Annotated in this window: 14 protein-coding genes; 9 read left to right on the top strand and 5 right to left on the bottom strand. The window is 65.4% G+C overall.

Annotation, left to right across the window (positions count from 1 at the left end):
• Positions 1-8 precede the first annotated feature (8 nt).
• On the bottom strand, positions 9-1094 hold the full coding sequence (locus BLV04_RS00515) for an AAA family ATPase (protein ID WP_245731631.1): 1086 nt from the start codon (positions 1092-1094) through the stop codon (positions 9-11).
• 206 nt (positions 1095-1300) lie between these two features.
• Positions 1301-2317, bottom strand: a complete 1017-nt coding sequence (locus tag BLV04_RS00520; RefSeq protein ID WP_093027056.1) for a hypothetical protein — start codon at positions 2315-2317, stop codon at positions 1301-1303.
• Positions 2318-2654: 337 nt separating this feature from the next.
• On the opposite strand from BLV04_RS00520, the gene gloB reads away from it, so the two are divergent.
• The 5 genes from gloB (at position 2655) to BLV04_RS00545 (ending at position 7711) form a co-directional block, all read left to right on the top strand.
• Positions 2655-3431 (top strand): hydroxyacylglutathione hydrolase, encoded by a 777-nt coding sequence (gene gloB, locus BLV04_RS00525; protein WP_093027058.1) that lies wholly within the window; start codon positions 2655-2657, stop codon positions 3429-3431.
• Positions 3432-3580: 149 nt separating this feature from the next.
• The gene (lnt, locus tag BLV04_RS00530; protein ID WP_093027060.1) at positions 3581-5104 is read left to right on the top strand and encodes an apolipoprotein N-acyltransferase; all 1524 of its coding nucleotides are present in this window, start codon (positions 3581-3583) and stop codon (positions 5102-5104) included.
• 111 nt (positions 5105-5215) lie between these two features.
• Complete coding sequence (locus BLV04_RS00535; protein ID WP_342721880.1) at positions 5216-5692, top strand: hypothetical protein; 477 nt, start codon at positions 5216-5218, stop codon at positions 5690-5692.
• 15 nt (positions 5693-5707) lie between these two features.
• Entirely contained in the window at positions 5708-7066 is a 1359-nt protein-coding gene (gene mpl, locus BLV04_RS00540) for a UDP-N-acetylmuramate:L-alanyl-gamma-D-glutamyl-meso-diaminopimelate ligase (protein WP_093027064.1), read from the top strand.
• A 15-nt stretch (positions 7067-7081) separates the two neighbouring features.
• Positions 7082-7711: a flavin prenyltransferase UbiX gene (locus BLV04_RS00545; protein WP_093027066.1), complete on the top strand. Its 630-nt coding sequence runs from the start codon at positions 7082-7084 to the stop codon at positions 7709-7711.
• Between the two features lie 108 nt (positions 7712-7819).
• Here BLV04_RS00545 and odhB read toward each other — a convergent pair whose 3' ends face one another.
• Entirely contained in the window at positions 7820-9076 is a 1257-nt protein-coding gene (gene odhB / locus BLV04_RS00550; RefSeq protein ID WP_093027068.1) for a 2-oxoglutarate dehydrogenase complex dihydrolipoyllysine-residue succinyltransferase, read from the bottom strand.
• Positions 9073-11931, bottom strand: coding sequence for a 2-oxoglutarate dehydrogenase E1 component (locus BLV04_RS00555; protein ID WP_093027070.1), 2859 nt, complete (start codon positions 11929-11931; stop codon positions 9073-9075). The genes odhB and BLV04_RS00555 overlap by 4 nt, the downstream gene beginning before the upstream one ends.
• Positions 11932-12115: 184 nt before the next feature.
• On the opposite strand from BLV04_RS00555, the gene BLV04_RS00560 reads away from it, so the two are divergent.
• From BLV04_RS00560 to BLV04_RS00575, 4 genes are all read left to right on the top strand, one after another.
• The gene (locus tag BLV04_RS00560) at positions 12116-12334 is read left to right on the top strand and encodes a hypothetical protein (RefSeq protein WP_093027831.1); all 219 of its coding nucleotides are present in this window, start codon (positions 12116-12118) and stop codon (positions 12332-12334) included.
• A 242-nt stretch (positions 12335-12576) separates the two neighbouring features.
• Positions 12577-13326, top strand: a complete 750-nt coding sequence (locus tag BLV04_RS00565; protein WP_093027072.1) for an NRDE family protein — start codon at positions 12577-12579, stop codon at positions 13324-13326.
• A gap of 330 nt (positions 13327-13656) precedes the next feature.
• Positions 13657-14583 carry a hydroxymethylbilane synthase gene (gene hemC, locus BLV04_RS00570; RefSeq protein ID WP_093027074.1) on the top strand — a complete coding sequence of 309 codons (927 nt, stop codon included), beginning with the start codon at positions 13657-13659 and terminating at the stop codon, positions 14581-14583.
• Positions 14583-15356 carry a uroporphyrinogen-III synthase gene (locus tag BLV04_RS00575; RefSeq protein WP_093027076.1) on the top strand — a complete coding sequence of 258 codons (774 nt, stop codon included), beginning with the start codon at positions 14583-14585 and terminating at the stop codon, positions 15354-15356. Before hemC ends, BLV04_RS00575 begins: the two co-directional genes overlap by 1 nt.
• Positions 15357-15499: 143 nt before the next feature.
• Here the strand turns inward: BLV04_RS00575 and BLV04_RS00580 are convergent, their stop codons facing one another.
• On the bottom strand, positions 15500-20665 hold the full coding sequence (locus BLV04_RS00580) for a response regulator (RefSeq protein ID WP_093027078.1): 5166 nt from the start codon (positions 20663-20665) through the stop codon (positions 15500-15502).
• Between the last annotated feature and the right edge of the window lie 80 nt (positions 20666-20745).

A 20745-nucleotide genomic window follows, 5' to 3' on the forward strand; every position in this document is an offset into this window, starting at 1 on the left:
CTCGCAGCTCACCCTTCGCCATGGCGTTGCTCCAGATAATGCCGGTAACTCGCGCTGTCCAAAACGGTCGCCTCCAACCCGAGCTCCAACGCCCTCTGCATCAGAAGCTCCATCGCGAGCGTTTGAGACTCGCGTATCGGCAGGGGGACCTCGCTTCGGATGTCCGGAAACTGCTCGACGATCTCGAGTGCGCGCGCCATGGCGTCGGCGTCCGTACTGGCGGCGAGCAGCCCGTAGATCATGCCGTAGAGCCCGTCGAGCGTGCGGGGCAGCAAGGCGGCGGTTTCCGGGCCAGGCCGGCTGGCCAGCAGGCGCACCACGTCGGTGCCGGCCTGGATCTCGCGCAGCACGCCGAAGAACTCCGCCGCGTTGGCGGCGCCGATGCGCCCCTGCACGAAGACCCGCTTGGTCCCTTCCGACAACCCCGATTTCAGGACGTTGGAGATGTCCTCCCATCCCCGCGGGCTGGCGCCGATCAGGTGGTCGTTGGCAAGCTGCGACTGGGTGTCGTCGAGCTTGTCCGGGCGGACCTTGAGATAGGCCATCACCTCGGGCGCAAAGTCCATGGCCATCGCGTGTGCCAGAAAGGCATCGATGACGGTCTGGACATTGAAATGAAACATCCGATCGGCTAGGGCCGTGCCCATGTCGTGACAGACTGCGCCGTGAAAGCTCGCATTCCCCGCCGCCACCACCTGCCAGCCGTCGGGCAACCGATAGTGACCGACGCGCCGGTCGAGGATCAGCGAGTAAGCCGAGATCTGCAGTCGCTGATCCGCGGCCGTGAGCTCGTCGAGAAAGAGGATGCCGTCCGGTTGGTCGGGCGAGGGCAGGAATTCGGGCGGGAACCAGACCGTCTTGGCCAGGGTGTCGTCGGCATAGATGGCGCCGCGGATGTCGACCGGCTCGATCGTGGTCAGGCGCAGATCCACCAAGGGGACCCCGAAGTGATCGGCAACCTGACGCACGATCGAGGACTTGCCCACGCCACGCGTACCCCAGAGCATGGAGGCGCGTCGCCGTAAGGTCGGATCGGAATACTGCTCGACCAGTGCGGCCTTGGCCGCGGCGATCGAGACGGGGGGGATGTTCATCGGGTTGCCGAGCATCTTGAGCGCTTCTCTCCGAGGTTAAACCGCGTCCTGGTACGACATGCACCCCCATGAGTTGGCTCGGCGTTGGGTGATCTCAATGAGCGTCGCAGCGGACGCGGTTTAAGTCATTGAATTCTTTTTGGCGTCTTGGGCGATTCCGATACCGATCCGATCCGATCCGGTCTCGGTTTCGGCGACGCTCACCGTCAGGCGTCCTGCGTCGAGGTCTTCGGGATCTCGCCGGGCGGGCTCAAGGGCCCTTCTCGCCAAGAGGAGATGGTCAAAGGCTTGGGAAAGGGCGGGATCTCGATGCGCGGCATCTCCTTCATCGAGAAGAAGAGCACCATCAGCAGGGGCGGGGAGTGGAAGATCAGCATGCGGATCAGCGATCCCTCCGAGAGCTCCAGGAACTGGATCGCGGGTGCACCGAAGATCAAACCCAAACCGATCAGCAGCGGGAGTGCGCGCCGAAAGGCGACATTCCAACGTGCCGCAACCAGCCGCTCATGGTAATGCGCAGGCGGCTCGCGGAGCGTCTCGGCCAGATGCTCGACGGTTCGGGTCAGCTTCACCTCGGCGTCGCGGCTGCGGCCGGGCTCCTTCCCGCGCAGCCGCAGGGTGCTTTTCCAACAGGTCTTGACTCGATTGAGACGACGCCAATCCCATCCGATCACCGCCAGCATGTCCTCCGGCAACGCGATGGTATCGCCGTCCTCGGCGTGCAGCTCAAGCTCCGCCGGCATGCCGCGCCCGGTTTGCGCTTTCATCGTCAGGGTCAGGCCATCGACGTGAGCCGCACCGCGCGTCAGGAGCAGGCGCGTCGCGGAGGCGGCGTCGACGATACCTCCCGTGGCGGATTCCAAACGGTAGCTTCGGGCGATCCTGTATCCGCTCTTCCCGCGGAAATGGCGACCCGGATCGATGGACTCGATACGGTCGAGAAGGTTGCCGGGGTCCGGGCCTTCGATCACGAGATCCGCCTCCAATCCATCGGGATGGCGCAGTGTGCGCGTGAGCCGGAATCTGTCCGGTTTGGGGTTTTCGAGCAGCAGGATCTCGCGCACGCCGCTCAGCTCTGCCGCGTCCTCGCCGTGATCGAACGGCTTGAAGAGAAGCCGTCGCTCGATCCGGTCGCTCGCGGCGAGGTCGACATGGCGTCCGCGCCGCGTAAAGGGCTCGACCAGGGTGAAGATCTCGTGATGTGTCAAAGGCTGCGAGCTCATAACCAACCCTCGCCGGAAACGGATGGGGAAGCCCCGAACGTCGCGGCATCCGGAGCGGACCGCGCGTCCAGCTTGCAACTGTAACGCCCGGATACCCGTGCACAACATCAACAAAAATCCGGTTATCGGTCCGGACACCGGTTTGTTCTTAGGCCGGGCGCGATGCGGGCAAGGCGCTGCCAGGCACCGGTTCGTGTGATCATAGACGGGTTGCCGAGGCCGCCGGAATCGTCGATTCGCGACGATCGCTGCTCGTGCCTGTCTCGCTCCGAAACGCCGAGCACGCCCGAGGTCCTTCGGCTCATCCCTATTGACGATTGATACCCCGGAGCCGCCCATGCTCGAGATTCGCCCCATCCCTGCCTTCGAGGACAACTACATCTGGCTCTTGGCCGAGACGCCTGAAACGGCAGTGGTCGTGGATCCGGGCGATGCCGATCCGGTCCTGGATCTCCTGCGCGCGGAGAATCGCGTCCTCACCGCCGTCTTGATCACCCACCACCACGGCGATCACATCGGCGGATTGAGCGAGCTGCGCGCGGTCTTTCCGGATGTGCGCGTCTATGGCCCCGTCGACCGCAGGATTCGCGACCTGACCGATCCGCTGAGCGAGGGGGCTGTCGTGCGTCCGCAGGGTCTGAGCGTGGATTTTCGGGTGATGGAGGTGCCGGGTCACACCTCCACGCACATCGCCTATCTCGGTGCCGGCAGCCTCTTCTGCGGCGATACCCTGTTTGCCGGCGGCTGCGGACGCGTCTTCGACGGCACCTTCGAGCAGCTCTCCGATTCCTTGGATCGGATCGCTGCGCTGCCGACCGAGACCCTGGTTTATTGCGCACATGAGTACACGCTCGCCAATCTTGGCTTTGCCGCCTGGGTCGAGCCCAGGAGTCCAGCCTTGAGCGCGCGGATGGAGTCCGACCGCGGGCGACGGGCGCTAGAGGTACCGACGGTCCCGTCGCGTCTCGAGCTGGAGCTGGTCACCAACCCCTTCCTGCGCACCCGTGTGCCGGAGGTTGTCCAAGCCGCCGAGCGCACGGCCGGGCAACCGCTCCGCCCCGGCCGCGAGGTCTTCAAGGCGTTGCGGCAGTGGAAGGACGAGCGATATGACTGAACTACGTCCGCCGAGACGTCTCCGGGTGCAGACGCGGCCGACGTGGCTCGACGAGGGTGCAAATCCAGACGGTTGCGGTTTAGGTTTGACCGGGATCTCCTCGGCTGTTAGAACCCGCGCGGTCATCCTCAAGCCCAGGGCGTGAACCCATGCTGTCACCGGCGTTTCGCTTTACACCGCTTTTGTCGGCCGTGCTTGCCTGTGCAAGCGGCGCAATCATGGTGCTCGGGTTTGCACCCTTCGGGTGGTATCCGCTGGTCGTGATCGGCCTATTGGGGTTCTTGGCTGCGCTGAACGGCGCATCGCCGAAGGCCGGATTGCTGAGGGGTTGGCTCTTCGGGGTCGGCCTGATGGGCTTCGGGGTCTTCTGGATCCGGATCAGTCTGAACGAATTCGGCAACATGGATACCTGGGTCGCGCATCTGCTGACCGCGGTCTTCGTGTCGACGATCGCGCTCTTTTTCGGACTCTTGGGTTGGCTGATGCGACGCCTGGATCGCGGACCGACCTGGCTTGGTCCGCTCCTCTTGTTCCCCGGTCTCTATATCCTGGTCGAATGGCTGCGCGGCTGGTTGTTCACCGGTTTTCCTTGGCTGAGCCTGGGCTATACGCAGATCGACGGACCCCTCGGCGGTTTTGCCCCGATCGCCGGTGTCTACGGCGTCGGTCTTCTGATCCTGCTGTCGACGGGTTTGTTTTGGGGACTTTTGCGCGGGTTGCGTCGCGGTCGCGTCGCGGCCGCCGTGGCGCTGCTCCTGATCTGGGGCGGCGGGATGCTCTTGAAAGAGGTTTCCTGGACCGAGCCGTCCGGGCCGGGCTTTCGAGCCGCGGTGGTGCAGGCGAGTATCCCGCAGTCGATGAAGTGGGATCCGGATCAGCTCGTCTCGACCATGGAGATCTACTGGGATCTGACCGAGCGCAACCTGGATGCGGATCTGGTGGTCTGGCCCGAGACGGCGATCCCGGATTTTCTGCATCGTGTCCGCGATGTCCTCATCGAGCCCATGGCCGCCCGCGCACGGGAGGAGGGGACCGAGATCGTCCTCGGCATCCCTGTGATGGAGACGGACACCGGGCGCCACTTCAACGCCTTGCTGAGTCTCGGCAGCCGCGAGGACCTCTACGCCAAGCGTCATCTGGTGCCCTTCGGCGAGTTCATGCCCTTCAAGGCGTGGCTCGGACCTCTGGTGGACCTGTTCGAGGTTCCCATGTCGGACTTCAGTCCGGGGAGCACCGAGCGTCCGCTGCTCACTGTCGGCGACCGCGTGGCGGGGGTGTCGATCTGTTACGAGGATGCCTTCCCCGCAGAGGTTGCCCAAGCCTTGCCCGAGGCCGAGTTCCTGATCAATGTCAGCAACGACGCCTGGTTCGGCGATTCGCTGGCGCCGCATCAGCATCTGGAGATGGCGCGGATGCGGGCGCTCGAGAACGGGCGCTATCTGCTGCGTGCGACCAATACCGGGATCTCGGCGATCATCGATCAGCGCGGACGTGTGCTCGGGACGGTGCCCTCCTTCGTGCGCGGGGACTTCGCGACAGAGGTGCGGCCCTATGCCGGCGCGACGCCCTATGTGCGGCTCGGCAACGTGCCGGCGATCGGACTCGCGGCGGGCATGGTGCTGCTCGGTGTGGGCTTCGTGCGCTTTGCGCCTTCGCGGTCCAGCGACGCTTGATCGGATTGAAGGTTGCCGCAGCAGCGACTCGGCCGGTTATGATTGCGTCAGGTTTCGCCGAAGGATGTGACCGTGCAGGCCTTGATCTTATTTTTCGTTGAGCTGTGTGCCTTGCGCAGAACCCCGCAGGACCTTCCGGCCTCGGAGATCCTGCTCGGCGTCGTGGCGGTTGCGAGTCTCTTCGTCGGGGTGATGATCGGTCTCGTCGCCGATTTGTCGATCGGTGCGAGCCTCGGTCAGACCCTTTTCGAGCTTGCGATCACGCTCGGGGCACTCTTTGTCGCCCTACGCATCATGCGTCTGGATGCGCGTTTCATTCAGTCCGGGACGGCGCTCTTGGGCAGCGGGATCGTGATCGGTGCGATTGCGCTGATTCCGCTCAGCTTCAATCCCACCGGCTCGCAAGAGACCGATCTGGCCGCACTCGGCGCGCTCCTGCTTCTGGTGGTCTTCGTGTGGAGCGTGGTGGTGACCGGCCATATCTTGCGCCACACCTTTCAGATCTCGCTCGGTCAGGGCGCGGCGATCGCCGTGGCCTTCAAGGTCGGCGTGGTCCTTTTGATGGGCATCGCCTTCGGCGGCGCCTGAGGAGCTTGAACACCCATGCATCTGCATATCCTGGGTATCTGCGGCACCTTCATGGGCGGCATCGCCCTGCTGGCGCGGTCGCTCGGTCACCGTGTCACCGGCTCGGACGCCAACGTCTACCCTCCGATGAGCACCCAGCTCGAAGCGGCCGGGATCACGCTGATGGAGGGCTATGATCCGAGTCACCTCGAGCCGACGCCCGACGTGGTGGTGGTCGGCAATGCGATGAAACGCGGCATCCCTGCCGTGGAGGCGATGCTGGATCGCGGTCTGCGCTACTGCTCGGGTCCGGATTGGCTGCGCGAAAATCTGTTGGCCGATCGCTGGGTGCTTGCCGTGGCCGGCACGCACGGCAAGACCACGACCGCGAGCATGCTCGCCTGGGTCCTGGAGGACGCCGGTCTCGCACCGGGCTTCCTGATCGGCGGCGTGCCGCTGGACTTCGGGCTGTCCGCGCGGTTGGGCTCCGCACCCTTTTTCGTGGTCGAGGCGGACGAGTACGACACCGCCTTTTTCGATAAGCGCTCCAAGTTCGTCCACTATCGACCCAGCACCCTGATTCTCAACAACCTGGAGTTCGACCACGCCGACATCTTCGACGATCTGGGCCAGATCCAGCGCCAGTTCCATCATCTGGTGCGCACCGTCCCGGGTCGCGGTCTGATCGTCTATCCGGGCGCCGAGCCGGCGATCGATCAGGTGCTGGCGATGGGTTGTTGGACCCCGCGCGAGTCATTCGGCGAGGCGGGGCGGTGGACCGCTCGGTTGCTCGTCCCGGATGGCTCCCGCTTTGAAGTGATGCTCGATGAGCACCCTCTGGGCGAGGTCGACTGGGGTCAGACCGGTCTGCACAACGTGCACAATGCGCTCGCCGTCTTGGCTGCCGCCCGACACGCGGGTGTCCCGGTCGGTGCCGGGATTGCCGCCTTGGGTCGGTTCAAGGGGGTGAAGCGTCGCATGGAGCTGCGCGGCGAGGTCGCGGGCGTGCGTGTCTACGACGACTTCGCCCATCACCCGACAGCAATCGAGACCACGCTGGAAGGCTTGCGCCGCCGGGTCGGCGACCAGCGCATCCTTGCGGTGCTCGAGCCGCGCTCCAACACCATGCGTCTGGGCGTGCACAATCGCGAGCTTGCCGCCTCGCTCGACGCGGCGGATCGGGTCTTCGTCTTCGCACCTGCCGATCTGGGGTGGGATGCAGCGGCCGTCTTCGCGGGGCTTGCTCAGCGTGCGGCGGTGCACACAGATCTCGACGTCCTCGCCGCCGCAGTGGTGGCCGAGTGTCGTGCGGGCGATCAGGTCTTGGTCATGAGCAATGGGGGCTTCGGCGGGATCCACCAAAAGCTCTTGGACGGTCTGGCGCGAGCGCGCTAGGGAAGAGGGACGCGCATGGCCGAGCCGCTTCGAGACTGGCCCAAGACGATCACGGTCGCCTTGACCGGGGCCTCCGGATCCCAATACGGGCTGCGCCTGGTCGAGTGTCTGCTCGCCGCCGGGATGCGGGTCTATCTACTGATCTCCCAAGCCGGGCAGGTCGTGCTGAAGATGGAGGCCGATCTGGAGGTGCCCGCGCGGCCTGCCGAGGCGGAGGCCTTTTTCCTGGATTACTTCAAGGCGCAGCCGGGACAGCTGCGTGTTTTCGGTCGCCAGCAGTGGACCGCTCCGGTCGCGAGCGGCAGCAATCCGCCGGATGCCATGGTCATCTGCCCCTGCACCACAGGTACGCTCGCGAGCATCGCCGCGGGTGTCTCGACGTCGCTGATCGACCGCGCGGCGGATGTGACCATGAAGGAGTCACGCAAGCTGATCCTGGTGATCCGCGAGACACCCTTCACGGCCATCCATCTCGAAAACATGCTGCGTCTCGCGCGCGCCGGTGCGGTCATCATGCCGGCCAATCCCGGGTTCTACTTCAAGCCCACGCGCGTCGAGCAGATCGTCGATTTCATGGTGGCGCGGATCCTGGACCATCTGGGCGTGCCGCATCGGCTGATGGCCCGTTGGGGCGAGTCTTCCTGACATAGATCGATCGGTGATGCTCGAACGGCGGTTCGGCCCGCGGCAGAGGAACCTGCCCCGGGCCTTGGCGGTTTGGCTCCAGCTGCCGTACGAGACGCCCCTGAGTCGCTAAATGCGCAGCAGCAACCGTGCTGGATCCTCCAGCGTCTCCTTGATGCTGACCAGGAACTGCACCGCCTCGCGTCCGTCGATGATTCGGTGGTCGTAGGTCAGGGCAAGATACATCATGGGTGCGATCTTGATCTCGCCCTTGTCGGCAATCGGTCGCTCCTGGATCTTGTGCATCCCCAGGATGGCACTCTGCGGCGGGTTGAGGATGGGCGTGGAGAGGAGCGAGCCGAAAACGCCGCCGTTGGTGATCGTGAAGGTGCCGCCCGTGAGCTCCTCGTAGCTGAGGTTTCCGGTCTGCGCCTTTTCTCCGAAGGCGACGATGCCCTGCTCGACGTCGGCCATGCTGAGTTGATCGCAGTTGCGAAGGATCGGCACGACCAGACCGCGCGGGGAGCTCACCGCGATTCCGATGTCGTAATAACCGTGGTAGATGATGTCGTCCCCGTCCACCGAGGCGTTGATCACCGGGAAGCGTTGCAGGGCCTCCACTGCGGCCTTGACGAAGAATGACATGAAGCCGAGCCGGACCCCGTGGGTCTTCTCGAACTGGTCTTTGTAACGACTGCGCAGCGCGAGAACGGCTTTGAGATCGACCTCGTTGAAGGTGGTCAACATGGCGGCGTTTTGCTGGGCCTGGACCAGACGCTCGGCGACGCGGGCACGCAGACGGGTCATGGCAACCCGCTGCTCGGGGCGGCCGGCCTCGCCGGTGAGGCTCGGGCTGGGCGGTGGCGCCGCGGGGGTCAGCTCGGGATCCTTGGCCGGGGCCGCCTGCTCGCGCTCGTCGAGATAGGCGATGACGTCGGCCTTGTGGATACGCCCGTCGCGGCCCGTGCCGGGAATCGCATGGGGGTCGAGATTCAGCTCCTTCACCAGGCGGCGTGCGGCGGGGGCGACCTGCGGCACGGTGCCGGCAGGTGAGGTCTTCGCCGTTGGGCTCGGCGACGCGGCTTTGGCAGGTGCGGCTTGGGCAGGCGGCGGAGATGCCTCGCGCGCCGGCGGCGTCGCCCCGGCGTCGCTCGCCTCGATCAGCGCCAGCACTGCGTCGGACTGAACCAGATCGCCCTCGTTGGCCATGATCTCGCCGAGGATGCCGTCGATCGGCGAGGGGACCTCGAGCACGACCTTGTCGGTCTCCAGATCGACCAGGTTCTCCTCGCGCTTGACCGGATCGCCCGGGCGTTTGTGCCAGGTCGCGACGGTCGCGTCGGCAACCGACTCGGGGAGGGCGGGGACACGGACTTCGCTGCTCATTGTGGCGGGATCCTTTTATTCATGCTGGGATTGAAATGCCCGGTCAGGGCCTCGTCGATCAACCGCTCCTGCTGCTCGACATGCGCGGCGCGGTGGCCGACGGCCGGTGCGGCGGAGGATGGGCGGCCGACGTAATAGGGACGCTTGCCGTTCTGCATCAGGTTGTGGAAGCGATGTTTGATCTGGTCCCAGGCGCCTTGGTTCTGCGGCTCCTCCTGGCACCAGATGATCTCTTCGGTGGCGTCGTAAGCCTCGAGCGCGCGGTCGAACTGGTCCTTGGGGAAGGGATAAAGCTGCTCGATGCGGATGATGGCGACATTCGTCAGGCCACGCGCGCGCCGCGCTTCGAGCAAATCGAAGTAGACCTTACCGCAGCAGAAGACCACGCGCTCGGTCTGCGCGGGGTCGATCGGGTCGATCTCCGGGATGACCGTCTGGAAATGACCGCTGGTCAGCTCGTCGAGCGCGGAGACCGCGAGACGGTGGCGCAGCAGGCTCTTCGGTGTCATGACGATGAGCGGTTTGCGGTAGTCGCGGACGATCTGGCGGCGCAGCAGGTGATACATCTGAGCCGGCGTGGTCGGCACGCAGACCTGGATGTTGTGCTCGGCGCAGAGCTGCAGGAAACGCTCCAGACGGGCTGATGAATGCTCGGCGCCCTGGCCCTCGAGTCCGTGCGGAAGCAGCATCACCAGCCCGCAGCACAGACCCCACTTGGTTCCGGCCGAGGTGATGAACTGATCGATCACCACCTGTGCGCCGTTGGCGAAGTCCCCGAACTGGGCCTCCCAGAGCGTGAGCGCGTTCGGCTCCGCGGTCGCGAAGCCGTATTCGTAGGCCAGCACCGCCTCCTCGGACAGGAGCGAGTCGATCGCGATAAAGGCACCCTGATGCTCGCCGATGTGCTGCAACGGCGTATAGGCGTTGCCGGTCACTTGGTCGTGGATCTTGGCGTGGCGATGGAAGAAGGTCCCGCGTCCGGCATCCTGTCCGGACAGGCGCACCGGCGTACCCGCGTCGAGGAGGGTGGCGTAGGCGAGATTCTCCGCGAAGCCCCAGTTGAGGAGCTGATCACCTTGGGCCATCTTGCGCCGCTCCTCCCACAGCTTCTCGACTCGGGGATGGAGCTCGAAGCCCTCGGGGACGCGCAGCATGGCCTCGCTGAGCTCGCGAAGCTTCTCGACCGGGACGCCCGTGTCGACGTCTTGATCCCAGTCCGTGGTGCGGCAGAAGCCCCAATCGACGCGGTAGGCGTGGTCCAGTCCGCACAGCACCGGACGCGCGACCACCACACCCTGCTCGATGGAGTCGCGATAATCCGCAACCATGGCATCGGCCTCCTCCTTGGAGAGGAGGCCGTCGGCGACGAGGCGATCGGCATAGACGGCCCGCGGGGTCGGATGCCGGCGGATCTTCTTGTACATCATCGGCTGGGTGACCGCGGGCTCGTCGGCCTCGTTGTGACCGAGACGCCGATAGCAGACCAAGTCGATGATGACGTCCTTGTGGAACTGGTTGCGGAAGTCCAGCGCCATGCGCGTGACGAAGATGACCGACTCCGGGTCGTCGCCGTTCACATGAAAGACCGGCGCTTGGACCATCTTGGCGACATCGGTGCAGTAGAGCGTGGAGCGCGTGTCCAGAGGGTTGCTGGTCGTGAAGCCGATCTGGTTGTTGATGACGATGTGGACCGTGCCGCCGGTGGCATAGCTGCGCGTCTGCGAGAGCTGGAACGTCTCCATGACCACGCCTTGGCCGGCGAAGGCGGCGTCGCCGTGGATGAGCACGGGCAGGACCTGATCGCCGCTGCGGTCGTGGCGCCGCCGCTGGCGTGCGCGCACCGAGCCTTCGATCACCGGGTTGATGATCTCGAGATGCGACGGGTTGAAGCCCAGCACCAGATGGACGATGCCGCCGGGGGTGTCGATGTCGGTGGCGAAGCCCATGTGATACTTCACGTCGCCGGCCATCTGACGCCAATCCATCTGGACCCGGCCCTCGAACTCGTCGAAGATGTCCTGCGGTGGCTTGCCGAAGATGTTGGTCAGCACGCTGAGCCGCCCGCGATGCGCCATGCCGATGACCATCTCCTTCTGGCCCTTGCGTCCGGCGCGCTGGATCAGCTCGTCCAGCATCGGGATGAGGGCGTCGCTGCCTTCGAGCGAAAAGCGCTTTTGGCCGACATAGCGTTGGTGGAGATACTTCTCGAAGCCTTCGGCGGCAGTCAGCAGGGTCAAGAGCCAACGCCGATCGGCGGTGTCGAGCTCGGGTATTGCGCGATACCCCTCGAGCCGCTTCTGAATCCAGCGCTTCTCCTGGGTATCGGTGATGTGCATGTACTCGGAGCCGACCGTACCGCAATAGATCTGCTCGACCATCGCGATGATGTCGCGCAAAGGCATGCGGTCCGGGGCGTACAGAGAGCCCGTATGGAACACCTGGTCCATGTCGTCCGGTGCCAGGTTGTGGAACGCCGGATCCAGGTCCGCGATCTTTGGCGTGTCGCGCAGCTTGATGGGGTCGAGGTTGGAGACCTGATGGCCGCGGTAGCGGTAGCCGTTGATCAGGGAGAGCACCGCGGCCTGTTTTTCCGCGGCGGCGGGCTCGAGCCGCTCGGTCGAGCGTGTGCGTGCGCGCGTTCGGCTTTCTTGGGCGAGTCGCAGGAAGTTCTCGCGCACCGGGCCGTGCGCGACCTCGTTGGCCGCCTCCTGGTGCATCACATGGAAGCGCTCGCGCCAAGCTAAATCGACGCTCTCCGGATCCTTTAAATAGCGTTCATAGAGGTCTTCAATAAAGGCTGCATTGCCGCCGTAAAGGGCGCCGGAACTGCGAAACAGCTCGAGGATTGCGCTCATGCTCGGTGTTGTTTCTCTGGGTTGACTTTATAGATGGATAATCGATGTTTATAACACAAGTCCCGAAGCGCTTGGCAAGCCGGTTCAGGCCAGCCGGCGACGTGCGCCAAAGACCGGGCAAGCATCATCGCCGATCTTCGGGTCTGTCGTCTCCCCCGCCGTGATCGACGGGGCCGGCGCTCACATGGAAACGCAATACTCCGCGGCGGACCTGACCGAGCGCAAGCGTCGTCGTATCCGCTTGGCGCGGCTCGAGGCAGATATCGCCTATTTTCAGGCGCGCCTGGAGATGATCGGCGAGCCGAAGACGGCGAATCAACTGACCCAGCGCAAGGCGTTCGTGCTCTTGCTCAAGACGGTCTCGACCAAGGTCGCGAAGGTCCAGCGCGAGCGACCGGGTTGAGCAGGGGTCGGTAAACTTCCCCCCTCGCTCGTCCACCCGGCGGGCTGGTCTTACCGCGCAAGACCGACGATCGAGCCCATTCCGAATGACCGAATCCGAATGTAAGAATTTAATGATGTTTCATTCGATCCGAAGCGCACCTCGCCTTGACCGTTGTTCAATGAGATGAGCGATTCCGCATCACGACGGCGCATGACGACAGTGCACCGCAGGGCGATCTCCAGCTTGAGGGGTTTCAATTCATGTGTACCTTCGTCATTCTGATGCGTCCGGGTCACGCCTGGCCGGTCCTGATCGCGGCCAATCGGGACGAGATGCGCACGCGGCCGAGTCGCCCGCCGGGGCGGCATTGGCCGGACCGCGCGGAGGTGCGTGCCGGGCTCGATCTGAAGTCCGGCGGGAGCTGGCTCGGGGTCAACGATCATGGCCTCGTCGCCGCGGTCATGAACCGTCAGGGGACGCTCGGAGCGCTGCCCGGCAAGCGCAGTCGCGGCGAGCTGGTCTTGGAGGCGCTCGACCATGCCGAAGCCTCCGAGGCAGCCCGGGCGCTGGCCGATCTGGATCCGGCGGCCTATCGGCCTTTCAATCTGGTGCTGGCCGATCCGCGCTCGGCCTATTGGCTGCGTCACGGAGGCGACGGCGACATCCGCGTCCACCCGGTCGCCCCCGGTCTGCACATGTTGAGCGCGACCGAGCTCGACGATCTCGACCACCCGCGCATCGCCGAGCATCTGCCGCGGTTCCTCGCGGCGCAGATCCCGGATCCCGATGCCGAGGACTGGTCGGCCTGGCGGGATCTGCTGGCATCCAATCAGTGTCGCCCGGATGCTGGACCCGAGGGCGCCATGACGTTCGAGCGTCCGGACGGGTTCGGTACGCGATCGGGGGCACTGATCGCGATACCCCTGTATCCCGGTTACGGAAGCGGTCCGATCTGGATGCATGCGGAGGGGCGGCCGGATGAAGCCCAATTCCTCCAAGTCCCCAGCTAAACTGCGTCCCGTGCAGGGCGCGAGGTTTCAGTTTGCGGCGGCCCCGGGCGGACACCTCGGGATTCGCGCTGGACGCAGTTTAGGAATTTAAAAACAATTCTTTAAACTGCGTCTGCTCCGTCGTTCGTGGGTGTCTGCTGCCTTGAAAAACGGTTTGAGCAGCCATGTCGCTGCGAGACGCAGTTTAGCCGGTTCGAATCCCCGCGTCGGCTGTGACACAATCTCACCCCTTCGCCGCCTTCGTGGTCCAGTGGTCTCGTCCGCGCGGGCGTGATCGTACGTCCCTGTTTCAGAATCAGTCTCCGAACGAGAGCCCCTTTAGGATCCACCATGTCGAACATCATCCGTATCGCCACCCGTAAATCTCCCTTGGCCATGTGGCAGGCCGAGCATGTGTCCGCGCTGCTGACCAAGCTCCATCCAGGGCTCGAAATCCAGATCGTCGGCATGACCACCAAGGGCGACAAGATCCTCGATGCGCCGCTGGCGAAGGTGGGCGGAAAGGGCCTTTTCGTGAAGGAGCTCGAGCAGGGCATGTTGGAGGGCGTGGCCGATATCGCCGTGCACTCCATGAAGGACGTCCCGGTGGATTTTCCCGAGGGTCTCCATCTTGCCGTCATCATGGATCGCGAGGACCCGCGCGATGCCTTCGTGTCGAACCGCTTCGAGGGTCTTGACGATCTCCCTCAGGGTGCCTGTGTCGGCACCTCGAGCCTGCGCCGCCAGTGTCAGCTCGCCGACCGTCGTCCCGACCTGCGCATCGAGCCCTTGCGCGGCAACGTCAATACTCGTCTCGCCAAGCTCGACGCAGGGGAATACGACGCCATCATCCTGGCCGCCGCCGGGCTGATGCGGCTGGGCTTCGAGTCGCGCATCCGCAGCCGAATCACGCCCGAGGACAGCCTACCCGCGATCGGGCAGGGCGCCATCGGCATCGAGTGCCGCAGCGCGGACCCGCGCACCAATGACCTGATCGCGCCCCTGCATCACCGCGACACCGCGGACCGGGTGCTTGCCGAGCGGGCGATGAACGCGCGTTTGCACGGCGGCTGTCAGGTGCCGATCGCCGGCCATGCCCTGATCGAGGGCGACCGACTCGTCCTCAAGGGGTTGGTGGGGACGCCGGACGGATCCCGGATCCTACGCGCCGAATCCGAAGGCCCACGCGAGGACTGGGAGGCGATCGGGACGCGGGTCGCCGACGATCTGCTTGCGCAGGGTGCCGGCGAAATCCTGAGTGCATTGCAGGAGCCCTGATGCCCGCGCCCTGTGATCTCGGCGGGCGCGGCGTCTTGGTGACCCGGCCCGCGGCCCAAGCGGATGGACTCTGCCGGCTGATCGAGGCGGCCAACGGTCGCGCGATCCGCGTGCCCAGCATCGAGATCGCGCCGGTCGCCGATCCGCGCGAGGCGGGCGCGCTGCTGGCGGAGTCCTGGGACATGCTCTATTTCGTCAGCCCGAACGCGGTCGAGCAGGCGCTGGCCTTGGTGCCGGACGGCTCTTGGCCGGGGGTCGAGAAGGTCGCTGCCGTCGGGCGGGCGACCGCGCAGGCGCTGACCGACGCGGGGCGTGCGCCGGAGCTGGTTCCGGAGCAACGCTTCGACAGCGAGACCCTGCTCGCGATGCCCGAGCTGGCCGACATGCGCGGCCGTCGGGTGCTGATCGTCCGCGGCGAAGGCGGGCGTGCATTGTTCGCCGAGACCCTGCGCGCCCGCGGTGCCGAGGTGCGCTTTGCCGAGGTCTACTGTCGCCTGCGTCCGGCGTTCGATCCCGCTCCGCTGCTGTCGCGCTGGACCGAGACCGTCGCCGCGGTCACTGCGACCAGCGACGAGGTCATGCTGAATCTGATGGAGATGCTCGGCCCCGAGGGACGTGCTCCGTTGCTCGCCACGCCCTTGGTGGTCGTGGCGGAACGCACGGCGGAGAAGGCCCGAGGGTTGGGTTTCGTGCAGGTCGCCGTCGCCGAGCGCGCCGAGGATGCGGCGATCGTCCGGGCCTTGTGCGCGCTGGGTCCGGCTGCCGCCGGTTGAACCACATGCAGCACGGCTGACGGGTTGAGACCCTTCGTTGTCGTTGTCGTTGTCGTAATCGACCATCGAAACGACAACGACAACGACAACGAAAATGATCTCGGACGGTCTCCGAATCTCTGCACTGCTCCACTAGGCCGCGGTCAGTCGGATGCGGGGTCGACTGTCTGCGCAGCACTTCCCTTCGGCTCGGCTTTGTCATGACAGCCCAGCCAGCGGGCGAGGGTCCGGTAAAGCTCGCCGGTGTCGATCGGCTTGGCCAGGTGGTCGTTCATGCCCGCTTCCCGGGCGTCGTTCCGATCGGCCTCCATCACCGCCGCCGAGAGTGCAATGATCGGCAGATCGGGACGCACCGGACGAATCCGCCGGGTGGCCTCGAATCCGTCCATGATCGGCATCTGCAGATCCATGAGGACCAAGTCGAAGTCTCGCGTCGTCGCCAGCTCGACCGCCTCGCCGCCGTTTTCGGCCAGGGTCACGACGGCGCCGGTGCGCTGAAGCATGCGCTTTGAAACCTCCTGGTTCAGAGCATTGTCCTCCACCAGCAGAATCGCCGAACCGGCAAACGAGGGCGCCGCTGCCCGGGCCGGTTGCGAGGGCTTGTCGGGTTGCGGTTTTCCCCCACGCGCTTCGAGCAGGGTGTCGAGCAGGGTCGAGGCGGTGACCGGTTTTCCCAGGAAACCGTTGAGCCCCGAGCGGTCTTTCGGGAGGTCGTCGCGGTTATAGCCGCTGACAATGATCGCCGGTGCTTCGGCACCCGTCAGGAAGCCCTCTTTGCGCAACCGGAACAGCTGCCGGACGGCCTCCAGCCCGTCGAGCTCACCGGGCATATTCCAGTCCATCAGGATGACATCGAAGGGCACGCCGGCCCGTTCGGCCTCGACGACGGCCTGCACGGCAGCGGCCCCGCTCGCGGCCTCCGCGACCCGGCATCGCCAACTCTCGAGGATCTCGCGGAGCACGGTTCTGGCGACGGCGTGGTCGTCGACGACCAGGATCCTGGCGCCGGCGATCTCTCGAACGTTGCGCGGGTCGGTGTCCGCCCGCGAGACCGGCAGGACTAGGTCGAACGAAAAGACACTGCCCTCTCCGGGCGAGGAGGCGACCTCGAGGTTGCCGCCCATGCGTTCGACCAGCTTGCGGCTGATCACCAGTCCCAACCCGGTGCCGCCGTATTTGCGTGTCGTGGAGCTATCGGCTTGCGAGAAGGCCCGGAACAGGCGATCGATCTGTCCTGCGTCCATGCCGATCCCGGTGTCCGACACCTGGAAGCGCAGGCGTGCCTGATCGGTGTCCCCGCCGAGTCGGGTGATCCGAACCTCGACGGTCCCCTGCTCGGTGAACTTGAGGGCATTGGCGAGCAGGTTGGTCAAGACCTGGCCCAGGCGCAGCGCATCGCCGAGCAGTGTCCGAGGGACATCGGGGGACACGCGAAAGACGAGCTCGAGGCCCTTCTCGCCGGCCGCAGAGCCGAAGAGTGTGGCCATCTGGTCGAGGAGTTGGTCTATTCGAAATGGACGGGACTCCAGCTCCAGCTTGCCCGCCTCGATCTTGGAGTAGTCCAGGATGTCGTTGATGATGCCGAGCAGCAGACGCGAGGAGCCGTGAATCTTGCCCAGATAGTCGCGCTGCTCGTCGTTCAGGTCGGTGTCCAAGAGAATCTGGCTCAGCCCGATCACCGCGTTCATGGGCGTGCGGATCTCGTGACTCATGTTGGCCAGGAACTCGCTCTTGGAGCGGCTGGCGGCCTCGGCTTGCTCGCGGCTGAGTCGCAGCGAGTCCTCCGTCTCGCGCCGTTTCTGGACGTTCACGAGCATCTGCGCAAAGACCGTCAGCAGCCGCTGCTCGGTGTCGGAATAGCGATGGTGCCTGCGCACCGAATCGAAGCCGACGAACCCTCGGCAGCGCGCTCCGTCAATCATCGGCACGGCGATTGCGCTCTTGATACCTTGGGGCTCAAGCACCTGCCTGACGCTGCTCTCGGGCGCAAGCGAGAGCACATCCGGGACGTAGACGGTGCCTCCGCGCCGATGGGTCGTGACCCAATCGGCGATCATGGCGGTCGGAACGGCCTGCAGGGTGTCGATCTGCGGCTCGATCCCCTGCGCGCACCATTCGTGGGTGTTGGTGGCGATCAGCCGCTCGAAATCGTAGTCGAAGAGGTAGGCCCGGTCCGCACCGACGAAGTCGCCCAGATGCCCCAACGAAGTCTCGATGACCAAGTCCACCCGGTCCAACGGCAGGCTGATATAGGTCGCGGAGATCTCCATCAGGAGATCTTGTAGGCGTGTCTCTCTCTGCAGCGCCTTTTCGCTGTCCTGAAGGCGGGCGAAGGTGTCCAAGCGCTTGATGGTGCTGCCGATGACCTGCACGAGGAGCTGCAGGAGACCGAGGTCGCTTTCCGCCCACGCATGTTCGGGGCGCAGGGCGTCGAAGCCGACAAAGCCGCCGAGCCGGCCGCCGCTGTCCACCATGGGCAGGCACAGCAGCGACTGGATGCCCTGAGCAAGAAACTCTGCTTTCTCGGCTGCCGCCACGTCCGGCAGGACGGCCACGTCGGGGATCAGGACTGGCTCGCCGGTTGCCATCCGGGTCCCCCACCAAGACATCCCCGCGACCGGCCGGTCTTGCGCACGCCCCATCTGGGATGCGATCCCCGGGGCGCACCACTCGTGGGTGTTGCTCATGCGCGAGCCGTCCTCCGAGAAACGGAACAGGTAGGCCCGCTCGACCTCGAGGAGCTCGCCCAGCCTTTCGAGAGCCCGATCGAGAATGGCGTCGAAGTTGTCCGGGCGGGCCCTCGCGAAACGGGCGGAGATCGCCGCGGCGGCGCTTTCCAGTGCCAAGCGTCGCGCGGTCTCGGCCTGCGCTTGCTTGCGCTCGGTCACGTCGCGTGCAGCGGCATAGATCAACTCCCCGCTGGGGAAGGAGCGCCACTCGATCCAGCGGTAGCCGCCATCCCGGCTGCGGTAACGGTTCTCGAAATCCAGGATCGGTACTTGTGCGTCGAGGTGCCCGGTCGCCGCGAGCGTCGCCTCGCGATCCTCGGGATGCACGAAATCCAGGAAGCGATGCCCTTCCAATTCCTCGGGCGGGTAGCCGAGGGCGCGCTCCCATTCGGGATTGACGCGCAAAAAGACGCCCTCGGCGTTCACGATGCAGAACATGTCGAGTCCGGTCGTGAAGAACCGGTTGAGCTCCTCGGTACGTGCGTTGACCAGACCGACCAATCCCGCATGGCGACGCACCAGTAGAGCGACCATGAGCGCGAATGCGGCGGTCAGGGCGAGCCCCGTGAGCGCCGTGATCCATCCTGCCCTTACGGGATGCCTGCTCAGGAACTCCGGACCCGCGTAGGCCGTCACCGCAAAGACTTCGCCGAAGATCGGGATGAGGCGGGTCAGCGCCGGCCCGACGGGCAGCCGGCCATTCGGATTCCAATTCGATGCGAGCGGCTCGAAGTCTCCGGAGCGGTGAAGATAAGCAATCTGCAGGCGCGTGGCCTTGTCCGGTCCGTCGCTCAGCAGAAGGGTATCCATGCGCAGCGCGGCGGCGGCGACACCCCGTACATCGCCCGATTCGCCGAAGACCGGTTGGAAGACACGGATACCCTTCGGGCTCCCCGGCTCCAGCACGAAGGTGATGGGTTCGGTCGCCGTGGGCATGCCGCTGCGTGTCGCCGTCTCGATGGCTGCGCTGCGTTGCGGATCCGAGGCAAGGTCGAAGCCCACCGCCTGCACGTTGGCGTTCGTCGGCGGCACCACGAAGAGGAGCGGATAGTGGATGGTGCGCGTCGCGACCGGCACGCGACCCCGCATTGCGTCCTCCTGCCACATCCGCGCGTCCTCGATGCCCGCTGCCTTGGCCAGTGCGCCTAAGTCGCCCTGATCCGCCGTATACAACGCCGGCGCCCATCCCCACGCACGCACGGCCGGATTGCGGGTGAGATAGGTCGTGTAGCGGGCGAACTCCTCTGCGGTGACATCCTCCGACCCTTCGATGAAGCTCGCCAACCCCTCCAACTCGGTGTCGCGTAGGTTGCGCAAGGCTGCGGCGATCGACTCGGTACGCGCGCTCGCCAATTGGGCGAATGACCAGTCGCGAGCATGGCGCTCGCGCTGATGGGTCGTCCATGCGGCGAAGAGGGTCAAGGAGAGTCCCAAGGCCAGGGCCAGCGCCGGCTCCACATGGCGTAACCGGCGCGCGGCACGCTCGTCGAGCCGAGCGCGCCTGAGCAGCAAGGTCGTGCCCGTCAGCACGATCAGGATCAGCGCGAGGGTCAATGCGATGGCCGGCACGGCGGCCTTCGCGAGCTCGAGCCGCCAGTTGCGGGCATTTACGTCGATGCCGAGCACGGCGACGACGCCACCCTGGACACGATAGGCCCCGGCGCAGACGATGATGTCGCCGACGCGCTGGACGAAGGTGGTCTTGGGCTCGACCCGGCGGTTGATCGGGTTCTCGTATTCGTAGGCCACCCAGCCGCTGCCTTCGGACAGGGCGATGCGCTGAATCTCCCTGCGGAACAGCGTGCCGCCTTTGCGGTCGGGCTTGTCGATCCAATTCCGGCCCACCAACTCGGGTCGGACCGAATGCGCCAGGAAGGTCATGTCGAGATCGTAGGCAAAGGCGTAGAGATCGCCCCGATGGAAGGGCCCGTTCGGCTCGCGCAATGCCTCCAGCAGGGCCTCCCGGCCATGCTCACGCGCATAGTCCGCCGCGCTCTGTACGAGCGCGTGGGCCTCGGCCGGGAGTGCGCTGCCTTGGACGGCCTTGCTCGGCTCGAAGATCGGTACCTGCGCCGAGATCCAGGTCCCCCACCGGTCGACGAGCGGTCCTTCCACATGCTCGTCGCCGGTGGCGAAGACACTTCGCTCGCCGTCCGACGCTTCGTCGTAGATGTCGCCGGGCGGCGAATAATCCTCGGAATCGGGTGTCTCGTTGTCGACGAAGATGAACAGCTGCCCATCCGGCCGACGGCCCATCAGATAGACGAATCGGTAGCGCGGATCGGTCCGCGCGATGTCGGAGAGCTGCTTCTTGAGACGCTGATATTCCGGTTTTTCGAGGTCGGCGAGGTCGCCCGAGAGGGTTGTGATGCGCTCGACGTTCAGCGATTGCGCCAAGAGCCGGGTCTCCAGGAGCAAGCGGTCCTTCATCTCGCGATCCGCCAGCTCGACCGACCACCAGGCTCCGAGCGAACCAAGGATCAGTACCGCTAGCGCCAAGGCAATCGCCGCGCGCATCAAGAGGCGCCGCGCCCCCGAGCCGGGGGCGCCGATGACTCGGCGGAGCGCTTTGCGGGTCAAGAGTGTCTCGGTCCGGCTCGGGTCATGTGCCGGCGCGGCGTCGCAATTGCGCGGGTCGGATTCCGGACAGGCCGCTCCGG

This window comes from Thiocapsa roseopersicina (assembly GCF_900106925.1).
GTDB classification, from domain to species: Bacteria; Pseudomonadota; Gammaproteobacteria; order Chromatiales; family Chromatiaceae; genus Thiocapsa; species Thiocapsa roseopersicina.

Bases quoted from the DNA above. Each gene is read 5' to 3' on its own strand.
- BLV04_RS00575 (WP_093027076.1), top strand. From the start codon at position 14,583: ATGCCCGCGCCCTGTGATCTCGGCGGGCGCGGCGTCTTGGTGACCCGG.
- BLV04_RS00520 (WP_093027056.1), bottom strand. From the start codon at position 2,317: ATGAGCTCGCAGCCTTTGACACATCACGAGATCTTCACCCTGGTCGAG.
- BLV04_RS00565 (WP_093027072.1), top strand. From the start codon at position 12,577: ATGTGTACCTTCGTCATTCTGATGCGTCCGGGTCACGCCTGGCCGGTC.
- odhB (WP_093027068.1), bottom strand. From the start codon at position 9,076: ATGAGCAGCGAAGTCCGTGTCCCCGCCCTCCCCGAGTCGGTTGCCGAC.
- hemC (WP_093027074.1), top strand. From the start codon at position 13,657: ATGTCGAACATCATCCGTATCGCCACCCGTAAATCTCCCTTGGCCATG.
- BLV04_RS00560 (WP_093027831.1), top strand. From the start codon at position 12,116: ATGGAAACGCAATACTCCGCGGCGGACCTGACCGAGCGCAAGCGTCGT.
- BLV04_RS00555 (WP_093027070.1), bottom strand. From the start codon at position 11,931: ATGAGCGCAATCCTCGAGCTGTTTCGCAGTTCCGGCGCCCTTTACGGC.
- lnt (WP_093027060.1), top strand. From the start codon at position 3,581: ATGCTGTCACCGGCGTTTCGCTTTACACCGCTTTTGTCGGCCGTGCTT.
- gloB (WP_093027058.1), top strand. From the start codon at position 2,655: ATGCTCGAGATTCGCCCCATCCCTGCCTTCGAGGACAACTACATCTGG.
- BLV04_RS00515 (WP_245731631.1), bottom strand. From the start codon at position 1,094: ATGAACATCCCCCCCGTCTCGATCGCCGCGGCCAAGGCCGCACTGGTC.
- BLV04_RS00545 (WP_093027066.1), top strand. From the start codon at position 7,082: ATGGCCGAGCCGCTTCGAGACTGGCCCAAGACGATCACGGTCGCCTTG.
- mpl (WP_093027064.1), top strand. From the start codon at position 5,708: ATGCATCTGCATATCCTGGGTATCTGCGGCACCTTCATGGGCGGCATC.